The organism is Streptomyces sp. NPDC002787 (genome assembly GCF_053592095.1).
Window position 1 is genome coordinate 1 of record NZ_JBSFVC010000044.1, and the last position, 15,783, is coordinate 15,783.

15 protein-coding genes are annotated in these 15,783 nt (G+C 71.6%); 10 read left to right on the plus strand and 5 right to left on the minus strand.

Annotation, left to right across the window (positions count from 1 at the left end; translation table 11 throughout):
• Together ACWD26_RS39275 and ACWD26_RS39280 are read left to right on the plus strand one after the other, a co-directional pair.
• A partial coding sequence (locus ACWD26_RS39275) for an RICIN domain-containing protein (RefSeq protein WP_451277724.1) occupies positions 1-609 on the plus strand: 609 nt, incomplete at its 5' end.
• Positions 610-669: 60 nt separating this feature from the next.
• Entirely contained in the window at positions 670-1,062 is a 393-nt protein-coding gene (locus tag ACWD26_RS39280; protein ID WP_451277726.1) for a hypothetical protein, read from the plus strand.
• A gap of 52 nt (positions 1,063-1,114) precedes the next feature.
• Here ACWD26_RS39280 and ACWD26_RS39285 read toward each other — a convergent pair whose 3' ends face one another.
• Complete coding sequence (locus ACWD26_RS39285) at positions 1,115-2,080, minus strand: LAETG motif-containing sortase-dependent surface protein (protein WP_451277728.1); 966 nt, start codon at positions 2,078-2,080, stop codon at positions 1,115-1,117.
• 464 nt (positions 2,081-2,544) lie between these two features.
• Here ACWD26_RS39285 and ACWD26_RS39290 point away from each other — a divergent pair, with 464 nt between their 5' ends.
• The 5 genes from ACWD26_RS39290 to ACWD26_RS39310 all read left to right on the plus strand — a co-directional run bounded on the left by ACWD26_RS39290 (position 2,545) and on the right by ACWD26_RS39310 (position 11,185).
• Positions 2,545-3,555 carry an ATP-binding protein gene (locus ACWD26_RS39290; protein WP_451277730.1) on the plus strand — a complete coding sequence of 337 codons (1,011 nt, stop codon included), beginning with the start codon at positions 2,545-2,547 and terminating at the stop codon, positions 3,553-3,555.
• Between the two features lie 17 nt (positions 3,556-3,572).
• The gene (locus ACWD26_RS39295) at positions 3,573-3,965 is read left to right on the plus strand and encodes an SCO5389 family protein (protein WP_451277732.1); all 393 of its coding nucleotides are present in this window, start codon (positions 3,573-3,575) and stop codon (positions 3,963-3,965) included.
• Positions 3,966-4,438: 473 nt separating this feature from the next.
• Positions 4,439-7,306 (plus strand): SpoIIE family protein phosphatase, encoded by a 2,868-nt coding sequence (locus ACWD26_RS39300; protein WP_451277734.1) that lies wholly within the window; start codon positions 4,439-4,441, stop codon positions 7,304-7,306.
• A 269-nt stretch (positions 7,307-7,575) separates the two neighbouring features.
• Positions 7,576-10,221, plus strand: coding sequence for an SdrD B-like domain-containing protein (locus tag ACWD26_RS39305; protein WP_451277736.1), 2,646 nt, complete (start codon positions 7,576-7,578; stop codon positions 10,219-10,221).
• Between the two features lie 286 nt (positions 10,222-10,507).
• Positions 10,508-11,185 carry a L,D-transpeptidase family protein gene (locus ACWD26_RS39310; RefSeq protein WP_451277805.1) on the plus strand — a complete coding sequence of 226 codons (678 nt, stop codon included), beginning with the start codon at positions 10,508-10,510 and terminating at the stop codon, positions 11,183-11,185.
• A 9-nt stretch (positions 11,186-11,194) separates the two neighbouring features.
• Here the strand turns inward: ACWD26_RS39310 and ACWD26_RS39315 are convergent, their stop codons facing one another.
• Entirely contained in the window at positions 11,195-11,590 is a 396-nt protein-coding gene (locus ACWD26_RS39315) for a GNAT family N-acetyltransferase (RefSeq protein ID WP_451277738.1), read from the minus strand.
• Positions 11,591-11,671: 81 nt separating this feature from the next.
• Positions 11,672-12,220, minus strand: a complete 549-nt coding sequence (locus ACWD26_RS39320) for a DUF1062 domain-containing protein (RefSeq protein ID WP_451277740.1) — start codon at positions 12,218-12,220, stop codon at positions 11,672-11,674.
• Between the two features lie 316 nt (positions 12,221-12,536).
• On the opposite strand from ACWD26_RS39320, the gene ACWD26_RS39325 reads away from it, so the two are divergent.
• Together ACWD26_RS39325 and ACWD26_RS39330 are read left to right on the plus strand one after the other, a co-directional pair.
• Positions 12,537-12,884: a LuxR C-terminal-related transcriptional regulator gene (locus ACWD26_RS39325; protein ID WP_451277742.1), complete on the plus strand. Its 348-nt coding sequence runs from the start codon at positions 12,537-12,539 to the stop codon at positions 12,882-12,884.
• A 122-nt stretch (positions 12,885-13,006) separates the two neighbouring features.
• Positions 13,007-13,507 carry a DUF3515 family protein gene (locus ACWD26_RS39330; RefSeq protein ID WP_451277743.1) on the plus strand — a complete coding sequence of 167 codons (501 nt, stop codon included), beginning with the start codon at positions 13,007-13,009 and terminating at the stop codon, positions 13,505-13,507.
• A 144-nt stretch (positions 13,508-13,651) separates the two neighbouring features.
• Here ACWD26_RS39330 and ACWD26_RS39335 read toward each other — a convergent pair whose 3' ends face one another.
• The gene (locus tag ACWD26_RS39335; RefSeq protein WP_451277745.1) at positions 13,652-14,119 is read right to left on the minus strand and encodes a hypothetical protein; all 468 of its coding nucleotides are present in this window, start codon (positions 14,117-14,119) and stop codon (positions 13,652-13,654) included.
• A gap of 147 nt (positions 14,120-14,266) precedes the next feature.
• Between ACWD26_RS39335 and ACWD26_RS39340 the strand changes: the two genes are divergently transcribed.
• Positions 14,267-14,857, plus strand: a complete 591-nt coding sequence (locus ACWD26_RS39340) for a TlpA family protein disulfide reductase (protein ID WP_451277747.1) — start codon at positions 14,267-14,269, stop codon at positions 14,855-14,857.
• A 51-nt stretch (positions 14,858-14,908) separates the two neighbouring features.
• Here ACWD26_RS39340 and ACWD26_RS39345 read toward each other — a convergent pair whose 3' ends face one another.
• A complete protein-coding gene (locus tag ACWD26_RS39345) occupies positions 14,909-15,769 on the minus strand; it encodes a hypothetical protein (protein WP_451277749.1) in 861 nt (286 codons plus the stop codon).
• Positions 15,770-15,783: the final 14 nt, after the last annotated feature.

Consider the following 15,783-nt stretch of genomic DNA (forward strand, 5'->3'; position numbering starts at 1 on the left):
GCACCCCCCGCCAGCTCGGCACCCCCGCAGACGACCGAACCGGAGAGCGACAGCGGAAGCGGCGACGGCAGCGGCGGCGGGGGGTCCGGCGGAGGGGCAGGGGAGCAGAAGAAGAAGGCCCCGAGCGTGCTGCCCGCGTCCAACGTCATGCTGTGGAACCCGACCACCAAGATGTGCGCCAGCCTCCCGCAGCCCGAGGGCCAGGCGGTGGACCGGGTGAAGCAGTCCACCTGTGACGAGAGCGCCACCGGCGACCAGCGGTGGAACCTCGAGGTGAAGTACCCGAGGCTCGGCCCCGGCGGCGCCCCTCTCTTCCAGATCCGCAACGTCAAGAACCAGCTCTGCGTGGACCTGTCGGACTACGGTGCCAAGCCCATCAGGTCGCCGATCCTGGAGTACCCCTGCGACGGGACGACCGCCGACAACCAGCTGTGGTGGCTCGACAAGCAGGAGAGCGGCTACTACTGGATCCGCAACTACGCCAGCGACAACGAGTGCCTGGACGTGGCCGGTTACAGCACCGGCGGCGACGGGACCAACCTCACGCTCTTCACCTGCTCCAACACCGACGACCAGGAGTGGCGGATCATCCGTCCCTCGGAGGACTGAGGGCCCGGGGCGGTTCCCCCACGCCGTCCTGCCCGTCGACCCGGCGGGCAGACTGCTGCCATGCAGCTTCCCGCGCAGGCCGTCGCCGCCACCGTCCTGGTGGAGGTCGTCGGGATCTCCGCCCTGCCGACCAGACCGGGCGCCCCCTGTCAGGGCGAGGTGGTCGCCCACTGGGCCGAGAACGAGGCGGTCGACGCCCTCGCCTTGATCGAGACCCTGCCCGGCAGCGCACAGCACCGCTGCGGCTTCTCACCGGGCTGGAGCATCCGGGCGTACGGGGAGACCCTCAACCTCGCCTTGTTCGAGGCGGCGTTCTGCTTTACGTGCCATGAGGTCCGGATGCGGGGGACGGCTGTGCCGTCCGCGCCGGCCACCCAGTTCTTCGACCCGGCCGCCCCGTCGGCCCAGAGCCTCCTGGCCCTCTTCCGCGGGGCGGCCCGGCCAGGGCGCTGACCGGCTACGACAGCCGGGCCGGACATCGCCCGGCCCGCGCCCCCGCGCCGGGTCAGCTACCCGCCCGGCCCGGAGCCCTGCGTCGCGTCACCACGAAGATCGCGCCGCCCGCCGCGACGAGGCCCGCCGCGCCGATGGCGATCGGGATGGCGTTGCCGCCGCCCGTCTCCGCGAGGTCGCCGGGCTCACCGCCGTTGGGGGTGGGGGCGACCGGGGTGGAGTCGGAGGGGGAGGGTGACGGGGAGTCGGTCTTCGGGGTGTCGTCGGCAGGGGGGTTCTCGTCCGCCGGCGGGTTCTCCTCAGCCGGGGGCTGCTCCTCGGCCGGAGGGTTCTCCTCGGCCGGCGGCTGCTCCTCGGCCGGGGGCTGCTCCTCGGCCGGAGGGTTCTCCTCCGCCGGCGGCTGCTCCTCGGTGGTGCAGTCCTTCGTGCCGCCGTTCCAGGCCGCGATCAGCTTGTCCTTGATGACGGGGCGGTCGGGACCCTTGGGGACGTCGCCGTGCTCGAAGCCGTCCTTCGCGTCGAGCTTGCCGTCGAACTTCACCTTCCCCCGGTACAGGTCGATCTGGGCGTAGCAGCCCGCGTCGGGGACCGCGATGTCCAGGGAGTCCGTCGCGCCCGGCTTCACCGTGACCGTGTCGAAGTCGACGAAGACCTGCTCGCCGGAGGTGGCGAAGGTCGGGCCGTGGGCGAGGTAGGACGCGAGGGAGACCGTGCAGGTCGTGGCGTCGGAGGCGGCACGGACCTTGATGTGGACCTTGCCGTCCTCGGTGGGCTTGAGGTTCTGGTCGTCGAGCTTGACCCAGTCGGCGAACTTCACGCCGTCCAGGGAGAACTCGCAGCGGTCGGTCTCGGTGGCCGTGCCCGCGCCCTGGCCGGGGGCGTAGCTCTTCTGGCCCCAGCCGTCGCCGCCGGGCGTATCGGTGGCGAAGGCCGGACCGGAGAACGCCGCGCTCAGCGCGAGAGCGGCGATGCCCGTCCCCATCAGGCGGCTCACGATGACACGTCTCGCTATGGACATGCAGATCCCATTCTCGAACTCGGATCGTACGAGACCCGGGACGCGGCGGCGGGACGGCAGCACGAGGCCGCGCCGGGCCGCGCCAGGGTGTGAGTGGTCTAGAAAACACGGGGCTCATTGGTCACTTGAGCCACACGGTTCGCACATCGTTTACCAAGGGGTAGGGGCTGTCAACCTCGGGAAACGCCCCCTTCGGTGGCCGGTCCCGCGACCCCTGCGGCACACCTTCACCCCACGCGCGGCACATATGGGACACAAAGGGAATCAGCCCCTCCGGCGCGTCACGGGCACCCCATCGCCAGGTCGCCGAACGGCAAAAGGTTCACCAATAGACCATTTCGCCAAGGGAGTTGACAGAGGAACGGATTTGACAACCCCGCCCCCGCTCCCGAATCTACGTTCATGACATCCATTTTCATTATCGGCGTCAGGGGTGCCGCTGAGAGCGAGCGGGGTGAGCGCCCATGCGTGTGGCCTTCGTAGGCAAGGGTGGCAGCGGCAAGACGACGCTCTCCGCGCTCTTCGCCCGGCACCTCGCCCGGTCGGGCGCGCCGCTCGTGGCGATCGACGGGGACATCAACCAGCATCTGGCGCACGCCCTCGGCCTCGACGAGGACGACACCTTCGGCGCGCCGCCGCTGAGTTCGCGCACCGGCGAGATCAAGGACCATCTGCGCGGCACCAACCCGCGGATCGTCTCCCGGGAGGCGATGGTCAAGACGACCCCGCCCGGCCGGGGTTCGCGTCTGCTCCGGCTGCTCGGGGACGACGAGGTCCACCGCCACCACGTCCAGGACGTCGCGGGTGTGCCGCTCATGGTCACCGGCGCCTTCGACGAGAGCGACCTCGGGGTGGCCTGCTACCACTCCAAGCTCGGCGCGGTGGAGCTGTACCTCAACCATCTCGTCGACGGGCCCGGCGAGTACGTCGTCGTCGACATGACCGCCGGCGCGGACGCCTTCGCCTCCGGGCTCTTCACGCGGTTCGACATGACCTTCCTGGTCGTGGAGCCGACGCGGAAGAGCGTGTCCGTGTACCGGCAGTACCGGGAGCACGCCGCCGAGTTCGGCATCCCCATCGCCGTCGTCGGCAACAAGGTCACCGGCGAGGACGACCTGCTCTTCCTCAAGGAGCACGTCGGCGACGACCTGCTCGCGCACTGCGTGCAGTCGTCGTACGTCCGCGCACAGGAACAGGGCCGGGAGCAGGGTGAGTTGGAGGCGCAGAACCTGCACGCGCTCACCCAGCTGAAGGCTGCCGTCGACGCCCGCACGAAGGACTGGGCCACTTTCCAGCGCCACGCCGTCGAGTTCCACCTCCGCAACGCCGCCGCCTGGGCCAACGACGCGACCGGGCACGATCTGGCCGCCCAGGTCGACCCCGGGTTCCGCCACGGACCGGAGGCGCTCGCCGCCGGGTCCGACACCGCCGAGTCCGCCCCCCTCACCTCCTCCCCCTCCGCAGTCTCCCTCTGATCAGAACAGGAACACCCATGTCGCTCGACGTCTCCCCGCAGCTGCTCGCCGATGCCGAGAAGGGCGAGGTGCGGGAGGAGGAGTTCGTGGAAACGGTCCGTACGTCGCTGCCGTACGCCTACGACCTGATCGCCTCCCTCGTCGGTGAACTGCGCGCTGGTACCGCGGAGTTCGCCGACAACCAGACTCCGCCGCCGTCGGAGAGGGAGCGCGGGCAGCTGCTGCGGGCGCTGTCCAGTGACGCGATCCGGGGGAGCCTGGAGCGGCACTTCGGGGTGGCGCTCGCCTTCCAGAACTGCCACCGGGTGGCGGTGTTCCCGACCTCGGCGCGCGGCGGTGAGACGTACACCCGCTTCACCTCGCTGCGGTCGCAGATCCTCAACCAGTCCCCGGAGTTCCGCGACTGCTGACGGACTCGCCGACGACACGAGGCCGCGCCCGTGTCCGCACCCGTGTCCGCGCCCATGTCAGCGCCGTGTCCGTGCCGTGTCCGCGACCGGCCCGAATCGGCCATCGACCGCCCCCTCCGCACCCCACCCGCGGAGGGGGCGGTCGCTTCGACACGCCGGAGCTCAGGGGCGCACGGGGGCGCATTACCGGCGTACGGCTGCACGGATGGTCGGGGGTGGAGGCGTCCATGTGTACGGCTTCGGGGTGTTCGTGTGGGCGGCTTCGTCCCGGTTACGCCCGATCCCTCCCCTTGTCAGGGGCTCGCGTGTGGCGGTCCCGTGCCTGGCGTGTGCCTGTTGTGTGGCCGACGCGGGCCGGGGGGCGCGCCACGGCGTGCGGCCGTGTGAATTGCGCCGTCACGAGTTGGCCTGCTTGCGATCACACAAGGTGAATAATGGGCCCGGAGGGCGTCTCAGCGACAGAGAGGGCCGCCGTGGGGACCGACAGGGACAGTGCCGTCACCCGTCAGCGCTTCGACGTGGCCGATGCCGCGCCGTTGTTGATCGACGCGGACGGGGTCGTGACGAGCTGGACGCGGGACGCCGAGCGGCTCTTCGGGTATCCGGCGGCCGAGATCCTGGGCCACAGCGTCCGTACGCTCCTGGTCGACGAGGACGGCGAACGCATCGGCCGGCTGGCCGAATCCCATCGTGCCACCGGCGGCTGGTCGGGCATCCTCACCGGCCGCCACCGCGACGGGCACACCATCAAGGTGATGGTCCGCGTCGTCCCGACCCGGGAAGCGGCCACGCCGGCTCCCTCCGCCACGCCGACCTCCCGGTCCGGTCCGGCCGACGCGACGACCTCGCCGACGGCCCGCGCCGCCTGGCCCGCGCCACGCCCCGGTTACCCCGACGCGCCCCACGCCACGACGCCGTCTCCGGCCCCGGCTCCGTCCGCATCCCCTGCTCCCCCCTCGCCCGGGGTCGGCCGCGCCCCCGCCCGGGAGGCGGGCACATGGCCGGCCGCCGGCAACACCGGAAGCCCGCCCCGGCCGAGCCCACCCGCACCCAAGCCCGCCCCACCCTCACCCAAGGCCGGGCGGGACCCGGTCCGGGAGCGCGGCAGCTGGCCGGCCGCCGGGGACATCAGCGGCCCACCGGCTCGGCAGACCACGCCCGCCCCCGCACTCCCGTCCTCCCCACCCTCGTCCCCGGCCCTCCCCCCCTCCCCCTCCGGCCTCCCCGAAGTCCTCAAGCCCGCCCACTGGGTGGCCCTCGTCTCCGACGCCACCCAGGCTCCCGGCTGGGACATGAGCCGGACCGTGTTGGAGCGGATGACGACGTGGTCGCCCGTGGGGATCGCGATCGTGGACACGGAGCTGCGGTTCGTGTGGTCGAACGCGGCGTTGGAGCGGTTCGGGGGCGGGAAGGCACACGAGCGGGTGGGGCTCAGGCTCGCGGAGGTGCAGCCGGGGCTCGACGCGGAGCGCATCGAGGCGCAGATGCGGCAGGTGCTGGAGACGGGCGTACCGGTGCTCGACTACGAGCACGTGGGCCGGGTGCGGTCCACGCCGTACCGCGAGACCGCGCACGCGATGTCGTTCACCCGGCTGGAGGACGACCACGGCCGCCCCATCGGCGTGTACTACACGGTCGTCGACGTGTCGGAGCGGCACCGCGCCCGCACCCGGCTGGCCCTGCTGGACCGGGCCGGGGAGCAGATCGGCCGGACCCTCGACGTACGGCGGACCGCGCAGGAGCTGGCGGACGTGGTGGTGCCGGCGCTCGCCGACTTCGTGACCGTCGACCTGCTGGACTCGGTGCTGCGCGGCGCCGAGCCGGGGCCCCTCGGCGACGGTTCCGTCCCGCTGCGGCGGAGCGCCCAGCAGTCCGTGCACCCCGGGGTGCCGGAGGCCGTCCTGGAGGTCGGCGCGGTCGCCTCGTACGCCGCCGGTTCGCCCCCCGTGCGGGCGCTGGTGAGCGGGCGGTCGTGGTCGGAGCCGAGACTGGACCCGTTGTCGGCGGAGTGGGCCGAGGCGGTCCCGGGCGGCCGGGCGGTGCCCGTCGAGGCACTCGGACTGCACAGTGTGATGATCGTGCCGGTGCGGGCGCGCGGCATCACGCTCGGCATCACCACGTTCTTCCGGCGCGACCGGCAGGACCCCTTCGACGCGGTCGACCTGGGCCTCGCCGAGGAACTCGTCCGCCGGGCCGCCGTCTGCGTCGACAACGCCCGCCGGTACACGCGCGAGCGCGACGCCGCCCTCGTCCTGCAGCGCAGCCTGCTGCCGCGCCGACTGCCCGAGCAGGACGCGGCCGAGGTCGCCGTCCGCTACCGGCCCGCCGACGAACTGACCGGCCTGGGCGGCGACTGGTACGACGTCATCCCGCTCTCCGGCGCCCGCCTCGCCCTCGTCATCGGCGAGGTCGCGGGCCACGGCATCGACGGCGCCGCCGCCATGGGCCGCCTCCGCACGGCCGTACGCACCCTCGCCGACCTCGATCTGCCGCCGGACGAGGTCCTCGCCCACCTCGACGACATGGTCGCCAAGTCGGCGCGGCAGGAGGGCCCCGAGCCGGGCACGGGCAGCGTCCAGACGGTCGGGGCGCGCTGTCTGTACGTCGTCCACGACCCGGTGTCCGGCACGTGCTCCATGGCCGCCGCCGGGCCGTTCGCCCCGGCCCTGGTCGCCCCCGACGGCACGGTCACCTTCCCGAGGCTGCCCGAGGGACCGGCGCTCGGTGTCGACCAGCGGCCCTTCGAGGCACTGGAGGTGGAGTTGCCCGAGGGCACGGTGATCGCCCTGCACACCGACGGGCTGCTCGCGGAGGCCCCCCGGGAGGCGCTGTGCCGCGCCCTGGCCCGGCCCGAGGACTCCCTGGACCGGCACGCCCAGCGCGTCCTCGACTCCCTCGCCCCGGCCCGCCCCACCGACGACGTCGCCCTCCTGCTGGCCCGCACCCGGCACCTGCCCGCCGACCGGGTCGCCTGCTGGGAACTGCCGGCCGACCCGGCACTGGTGGCCGAGGCCCGCAAGACCACCACCCGGCAGCTCGGTGTCTGGGGGCTGGACGAGCTGGCGTTCACCACCGAACTGGTCGTCAGCGAGCTGGTCACCAACGCGATCCGGCACGCCGCCGGGCCCATCCGGCTCCGGCTCATCCTCGAACGCACCCTGATCTGCGAGGTGTTCGACGGTGGCGCCACCGCGCCCCATCTGCGCCACCCGCGCACCAGCGACGAGGGCGGCCGCGGACTCTTCCTCATCTCCCAGTTCACCCAGCGCTGGGGCACCCGCTTCCTGCCCGAGGGCAAGGTGATCTGGGCGGAGCAGTCCCTGGCGGACCCGCTCGCCTGAATCTCCGTCAGGCCCCCGGCCGGCCCCGCGTCCGTACTCCGCGCGGGCGCACCCCCACTGACCCGACCGGATGAACTCGCCGGAGCGCCCGCTCCCGCGCGCCTCCCCCACCTCCTCCAAACCTCCACATCACCGACATTCCGCCTCGCCCTCGACCCGCCCATGCCCCGTTCGGCCTGATTAGCGGCACTTGGCGATTCATATGAATGCAGGGTCGGCTTCGGGCACCGGGCTCCGTCGCCTCGGCAGGACATCAGGAGAAGAGGGACGTGGTGAAGCGAAGAACACCGGGAGGTGTGGGTCTGGCCCTGGCCGTCTCGGCGGCGCTGGTGATCGGACTGGCCGGCGAGGCGGTCCCCGCCGCCCCCGGCGCCAGGAGCACCGCGGACGGCAAGGCACCCGGCGACGGCACCGTGACCGTACGCGTCGTCACCGAGGTGGACGCCGACGGGACGTACGACCACCCGCTGGAGAAGGGCCGGGAGGGCGTGCGGGTCACCCTGACCGACGACCACGGCACCGTGCTGACCCGGAAGACGGACTCCTACGGCCTCGCCCGGTTCGCCCCGGCCACGTCACGGCTGCGGGGCGGCAAGTACCGCGTCCAGGCCCACAACCCCGACCCCCGAACCCTCCAGCCGGCGATCGCGGGCCACGGCGACAAAGCGCACGTCATCCGCAGCAGCGTCGGCTTCGTGGACGTCTCCCGCAACCGGAACGCGACGTACACGACCGGCTTCTGGGAGCCCGGGGTCTACTGCCAGGAGAACCCGCACCTGGTCACCTGCAACCTGACCAAGGGCGACGCGCCCGAGTTCCACAAGGGCCTGGTGCGGTTCCCGGGGAACTCCCCGAGCGCCCACCCCGGCGGCCCGGTCACCCAGCTGACCAGCAACAAGCAGCAGGAAGCCGTGTTCGGCATCGGCACCGACCGCACCGGCAACACGTACCTGGGCACGCTGGTCAAGCGGCACGCGGCGTACGGCCCGGCGGGCGCGACCAACACGATCTACCGGCGCAACAGCGGCTCCGGGGTGAGCACCTTCGTCACCCTGCCGGGCGAGCTGACCCCGCACGACGCCGACGACTCCTGGCTGCGCGACGACGCGATCTACGGCAAGGTCGGCCGGGAGGGCATCGGCGACGTCGACGTCTCCGGCGACGGCCGGACCCTCTACGCGGTCAACCTCAACGACTCCAAGCTGTACACCGTGCCGATCCGCGGCAGGGGCGACGGGGTCTACCCGGGCATGTACCGGTCGTACGCGATCCCCGAGCCGGACGCCTGCGCCGGCTACTGGCACCCGTACGGCATCGGGGTGCGGGGCGGGCGGGTGCTCGTCGGCGGGGTGTGCGGCGCGGAGAACACGGTCACCCGGGACACCCCGTGGGGCGACCCGTCCCAGGTCACCTCGCACGTCTACGAGTTCTCCCGCGGCTCGTTCCGCCACGTGTTCCGCATGGCCATGAACTACCCGCGCGGCTGCGCGTCCCGGTTCACCGGACTGCCCGAGAAGGATTACCGCTGCACCAAGCCCTCGACGGTCGGCCAGCGGCTGAGCACCATGTGGGAGGCGTGGAACGAGCGCGTCCCGGAGCACGAGGAGCACTACTTCGTCTCCGCGCCGCAGCCGATCCTGTCCAACATCGAGGTCGCCGACAACGGCGACCTGATCCTGGGCTTCCGCGACCGTTTCGGCGACATGCAGGGCTCGGCGACGTACCCCTACCACCGCGACCGTCCCCTGGTCAGCGCCCTCGCCGCCGGTGACGTCCTGCGTGTGTGCAAGACCCGCAGGACGTACACGCCGGAGAACAACGCCCGGTGCGACGGGCTCTACGGCGCGCGCCCGAACAACGACGAGGGCCCCGGGTACGGCGAGTTCTACGCCGACTCGACCAGGCTGGCGCACGCCCACCACGACCAGATCACCCAGGGCGGCACCGTCCTCCAGCCGTACCGGAACAGGCTGTGGAGCACGGTCCACAACCCGTTCGACCTCCGCTCCCACGAACAGGGCGTACGCCGCTGGAACGCCGGCTACGGCACGACCGAGGGCAACCTCCTCGTCCAGCGGACCTGGAGCGGCGATGTGCGGGAACGCGCCATGCTCTTCGGCCACGCCAACGGGCTCGCCGACCTGGAGCTGGTCTGCGACGAGGCACCCGTCCAGCTCGGCAACCGCGTCTGGTACGACAGCAACGGCAACGGCGTCCAGGACCCCTCCGAGCCGGCCGTCCCGCGCGTGAAGGTCACGCTCGACCCGGAGTCGCCCGGCCCGAACATCACGACGTACACGGACGCGCGCGGCGAGTACTACGTCGGCGGCAGGCAGGGCCTGAGGGCGAACACCACCTACCGGATCGCCTTCGACTTCGGGGGCGTCGACACGGCCACGCTGCCCGGCCGCCCGAGCCGTACCTCCCTCAAGTGGACGGTGAAGGACGCCGTGCCGAACGGCGCGATCGACTCCGACGTCGACTCCCGCGGCCGGACCACGGTCCGCGTCGGCGCCCCCGGTTATGTGAACCACGGGGTCGACGCCGGCCTCACCAAGCCGCTGCGGCTGACGCTCGTGAAGCTCGACAGGAAGAACAACAAGCCGCTGGCCCGCGCGGTGTTCGAGCTGTGGCGGGACGACAACGACGTCCGCGGCCTCCAGCGGAGCGGCGGGAAGAAGGACAGGTTCGTCAACGACTGCGCCACCTCCCGCTCCGGCCGCTGCTCCTTCGGCTCGCTCCGGCCCGGTACGTACCACCTGGTGGAGACGGACGTCCCCGAGGGCTACCGCAAGCCGAAGCAGCCGGTCAGCGGGCCGTACGTCCTCACCCCGAAGAACGCCTCGCACGGCGACGGGCTGTTCGTGAAGCTCTTCAACCAGCGAGGAGGGCCGTGCAAGGGCAAGAAGTGCTGACGCGCTGACCCGGGAGGGTGACGTGAGGCGGGCCGCCCACCGGTCGACAACGGTGGGCGGCCCGTGGCCGGTCCCCGTTCGGCTCAGCAGGACGTCTCCGGGGTGCGCGGGATGACGTATCTCTGGGAGGGGGTACGGCGAATGAGTACCGGAGGCGGCGTTGACGGGACGGAAGACGAAGACACGGATACGAGGACGGGAACGGGGACGGGAACAGGAACGGGGACGGAGAGGAAGAAGAGGGGTCCGGGCGGTCGCGGCGGTGTCGGCGGTGTCGGCCGCGCTGATGTGCTGGACGGCGGCCCCGCGGGCGACCGCGGCCACCTCGCCGCTCGCACCGCCCGCCACCACGGACGACCCCGCGTGCAGCGCGCGTACCGGCCCCTACCAGCGGGACCTGGAGCGCCATCTGAAACTGTCGGTCGACGGTCGTCAGTCCACCGCCGACTGCGTGGCCATCCGCGCCTTCCAGCAGCGCACGGGTGTGAAGCCGGCGAACGGCTACGCGGGCCTCGCCACCTACCGGCTGATGCTGGTGGTGCAGGCCCGCGCCGATCCCAACGCGGCCGGGAAGTGCCCGGTGCGGTCGTACCAGGTGACGTGCGTGGACCTCGACCGGCAGCTGGTGTGGGTGCAGAAGGGGAAGCGGGTGATCTTCGCGCCGGTGCCCGCGCGCACCGGCAAGGACGGCTACGAGACCCGTACCGGCTGGCACAAGGTCTACTGGAAGCACCGCGACCATTACTCCGACCTGTACGACAACGCCCCCATGCCCTTCGCCCAGTTCTTCAGCGACGGCCAGGCCTTCCACGGCGTCCTCGACGACCTCTTCACCGGCGGCTCCCACGGCTGCGTGAACCTGCGCTACGTGGACGCCGAACGGCTGTGGCACATGATGCACGAGGAGGACTCGGTCTACGTGTGGGGCGTCAAGCCGGGGACGGAGCGGTCCTTGAGCCCGTGATCCACGGCGTCACAGAGCGATCAGACCGGCTGCCGTCTCCTTGAAGCCGCAGGCGTCGACGTAGAACGAACGCAGGTGCTCCTCGAAGTCGACGTGGAGCCATGCGCAGTTCGCGCTGCGGGCCTCGTGGGCGGCGGTCGCGACCAGCGCGGCACCAATACCCCTCCCCCGGCGATGCCGTGCGACCACCGTGTCCAGGACGAAGGCGTGAACCCCACCGTCCCACCCGACGTTGACGAAGCCGACGAGGGAGCCGTCCTCCCACGCGCAGACCCAGCCGAGACTGTGGCGCTCCAGCCGTCCCCGCCAGTCCGTCCGAGCGACCGGGTGGCCGAAGCCGTCAGCGTGCAGCGCGTTGAGGGCGGCGTTGTCGAAGTCGCCGCGCCACTCGTACTCGATCGTCACCTCTCGATCGTACGGATGATCGAGCAGCGCTGGGCCTGTCCGGCCGAACCCGGCCGGACAGGCCCTCGTCCCGAGGACGGCTCAGCGCTTGAGCGTGAAGGTGAAGTCGCCGGTGAGCCTGCCGGTCAGCCGGGCTGACGAGACAAGTCGCCCCTGCGTGATCAGTCTCTCGACCTCGGCCCGTGAAAGAGCGCACCCTTCAGCGATCAGGCGCACCGGCCGGACGGGAATCCGCGCCGCGAAGCGGACCGCGACATCGATCACCTCACGGTCCAGGTGATCCGATCCGCCGGTGTCGAGGCGCCAGGCGTCGTCCCAGTCGAGGGCGATGTGATTACGGCGCCGCACGACCGGATCCTGGAGCAGCTCGGCCGCCAGGCCGGGGTCGTTGTCGTGCATCCGGTCCAGCAGTTCGGGTCGTACGGAGCGCACGTTCATCCGCTCGAAGATGGTGAGCTTCGCCGTGGCCCCGCAAGCGGTACAGAGCGCGAGGAGCCAGGCGTCGAGGAGCTTGTGGTGCGCGTTGACGCGGAATTTACCGTTCGCCCGGAAGCGCCCGGACGCGCATGTGTGGCAACGGCGGAGAACGGTCGGCAGGCAGGTGGGCATGACCACCCAGCTATTGAGCACAGAGGTACACCGGTTTCAGTGAGAAGTCCGCAGCAAAAAGCAGCGCGGCGCACGGATGCGACGCGCGACGAATCAGCGCTCGGGAGGTCTCACACGGTGTACAACGGCACGCCCTTCACCAGACGACTTGGCTCGGCAGCACGGTAGTGGCGCACAGCGGCGCCGCTCCACCGGTTTTCGAGCGTCCTCTCTGTGACGTGGCCGTGTCATTGCAGGGTTCTTCTTGTCAGTAGCGGACGCTAAGTTGGGGGGTAGATCGCCGCCGCACCCGGGGCACGGGGCTCTGTCGGGAAAGCGGCGTCGGGAAAGGCCGACCATGACCAAGAGGTCTGACGCGGGAGACACGGCTTGCGCCTACCGGCGCACGGGAGCCGACCCGGTGCGGGACATCAGCAGGGTGAAGTCGCTGACGGACCGGGAGAGGGAAGTCCTGCTGCTGCTGGGCACGGGCCTGGGCAACCGGCAACTGGCCCGTGAACTCGGCATTGCCGAGCGGACGGTGAAGGCGCATGTCGCGCGCATAGTGGAGAAACTGGAGCAGCAGACGAGACTGCAGGCCGCGGTGCTCTCCGTCCTCGCCCATGAACTGCTGTGTGCCGATCCGCGGTGCGCGTGCGGTTCCGCCTCGCCCCTGGCCCGCCTCGCCGGGACGTCGGCGCTCTGAGTGCCGACTGCGGGGGGAACCCTTCGAAGGCCCCCTCGCGGCATAGAATTTGACGTTCACTTGTGGAAATTTTGACCATCCGCCCAAGCGCGGGCCCGCGACGAAGCACGGGAGCTGACGGGATGAGACGCCCTTCGCGGCGCGGGCAGGTCGCCCTCGGGGTGGGTGTGGGCGCGGCGGTCGTCGCCGGGGTGCTCGTGGCCCGGGAGGTGTCCTCCCCCGCCCTCGACGTACGGCCGGCCGCGCGGGCCGGTGACCCCGCCTGCACCCGGATCGCCGACCGCTACCCCGACCGGATCGCCGGCGAGTCCCGCGACCCCGTCGCCGTGACCGGCGTGGCCTCCTGGGGCAACGGCGGTGTCGTACTGCGCTGCGGCCTCGAACCGCCGGGCGAGACCGCCGACCCGTGCGTCGAAGTCGACGGCGTCGACTGGGTGTTCAGGGAGGACCGGTCCACCGGCTCCGGCTACCGCATCCTCATCACCTATGGCCGGAACCCGGCCGTACAGGCCTTCGTCGACGAGCGGATCACGGCGGTCGACGGCGTCCTCGTGGACCTCAGCGACGTGGTGAGACCGATCGAGCGATCACCCGACGACGCGTGCGTGGCCGCTCCGCGCTGACGGCCACGGATCGCTTCGTGACGACGCGTGCGTGGCCGCTCCACGCTGACGGCCACGGGTCGCTTCCCGCTGACGCCCACCGGTCGCTCCGCGCTGACCGCCACCGGCCGCTCCGCAGTGGTCAGACCGGCCGGTCCGCGGTGGTCAGACCGGGCGGTCCGCGCGGCCGCCGGAGAGGCGGCCCGAGGGGGCCGTCGGGACCAGGCGGTCGTAGCGCCAGGCGCACAGGCCCAGGGCGATCAGGAACTGCAGGTCGAGCAGGGCCACGGTCATCATCAGGAAGGCCCAGTCCACCGCGTAGGCCGTCCCGGAACCGGTCAGCACCATGGTCGCCACCAGGGAGAGCAGATACAGCACCGCGTACACGGAGACGTCGATGATCACCGTGCGCCAGCGCGACAGCGCCGGGAACACCTTCCGGACCACCGTCAGCACGAGGATCGCCACCGGAGGGAAAAGGAGCCCACCGCCTTCGATCATGTCCAGGCCGACACCGCCGGCCGACTCGTCCCCCGGGAGCATCCCCACGTGCATCACGGCCACCCCCCACAGCCACGAGGGAAGGGTGACTGTGGCCGCGTACTCGACCGCCCGGCGCCAAGGCGTGATCATCCGCGCTCGCTCCTCGCATCCCCGTACGTCACCGGCGGTCAACCGGTGACCACAGCAGTGTCCCAGCCGCCGTCGAGGGGGCGATCGGCAGGCTCCCCAAGGGGGCCAGGGAGGTCTCCGCAAGGAGGTTGCCTAAGCTGTGCGGCGATGAAGACGAACCCCCGCGCGGCTCTGAGCGTCGTGGTGGTGGCCGGGCTCGCGGTGACCGGGTGCGCCACCTCGAAGGCCCTGCCGACCGACGTGGAACAGGCCGAGCAGGCACAACGGGCGGGCGGGGCCGGGCTGTTCAGGAGCATCCCGGTGGCCGAGCGGCCCGCCGCACCCGACTTCTCCGGCACGACCGTCGACGGCGAGCCGGTCCACCTCTCCGACTACCGGGGCCACGTCGTCGTCCTGAACGCCTGGGCCTCCACCTGCGGCCCCTGCCGCGCCGAGTCCCCCGATCTCGACCGTACGCAACGGAAGTTGAAGGCGAAGGGCGTGCGGGTCCTGGGGATCAGCACCGACGCCGCCCGGCAGAACGCCCTCGCCTTCCAGCAGGACCTCGGCCTCTCCTACCCCAGCCTCCACGACCCGGGCGGCAAGCAGTTCCTGCGACTGCCCAACGGCCTGGTGAACCCCCAGATCCTCCCCTTCACCCTGTTCGTCGACCGCGAGGGCCGCATCGCCGGGGCCGTGCAGAGCAAGGTGTCGGAGGCGGAGGTGCGGAGCATCGTCACGCCGATGCTGGAGGAGTAGGGCGCGGGGGGAGGGGGCGGCTGGGTGCCGGGCCCAGACGGAGCCCTCCTCCTAGGAAGCCTCCTCGGAGGGCTTCGTCGCGGAAGGCGATCCCTTCTTGGACGGCTTCGCCTTCTTTTCCTCCGCCTTCTGCCCCTTCTCCTTCGTCTCCTTCTCCTTCTTCAGGAGGTCCTGGAGGCGTTTGACGCCGGCCTGGGTGGCTTCCTCGGTGGCGGTGTCGTCGATGCCGTAGAGGCCGCCGTGGGTGAGAAGGGCAGCCGTGTCGCCGACGCGTACGGTGACGAGGTCAAGGGTGAGGGTGCCGTCCCCGCCGTCGATGTCACCGGTGATGACGAGCCGCAGCCCCTGCCGGGCGTCGCCGATGCCGTCGGGCATCTCGATGGGGGTGACCTCGGCGCCGTACTCCCGCCCCTGGACGCCGGCGATGGTGAACTTCCCGCACTTGTCGACGAGTTGGCGAAGGTGGCCGAGGCGTGCGTCGATGCGGGCCTTGTCGTACGCACCGACCTGGTAGCGCAGCTGGGCGCCGTACTCGTAGTCGTCGAAGCCGGCGACGGCCGTGCCGCCCCTGGGCTCGCCGAGCACGTCCTCGGCGTACACCGCGTCGAGGAGTTCCTGGCACTCGGGACGGTCGGTGCGGCCCTTGAGGAGCCCGTCCCGCCAGGTCGCCGCGCCCTCGGTGCCGGTCCAGGCGTCGCCGAGGTCGTCCTGGCGGAGCAGCGCGCTGCGGGCCCTGGCCTCGGTGAGGGCGGGCGGGGACGAGACGGTCGGCGACGCGGAGGCCGTGGTCTCGTCGACGGCGGCCTCGGGGAATCCGCGTGGGTACCCTGGGTCGTCCACCGCGCAGGCCGCCGCCCCCGCGAGCATCCCGACGCCCACGACGCTGGCGAGAACACGGTACGGACGACGCATGGCGGAGCCTCCCG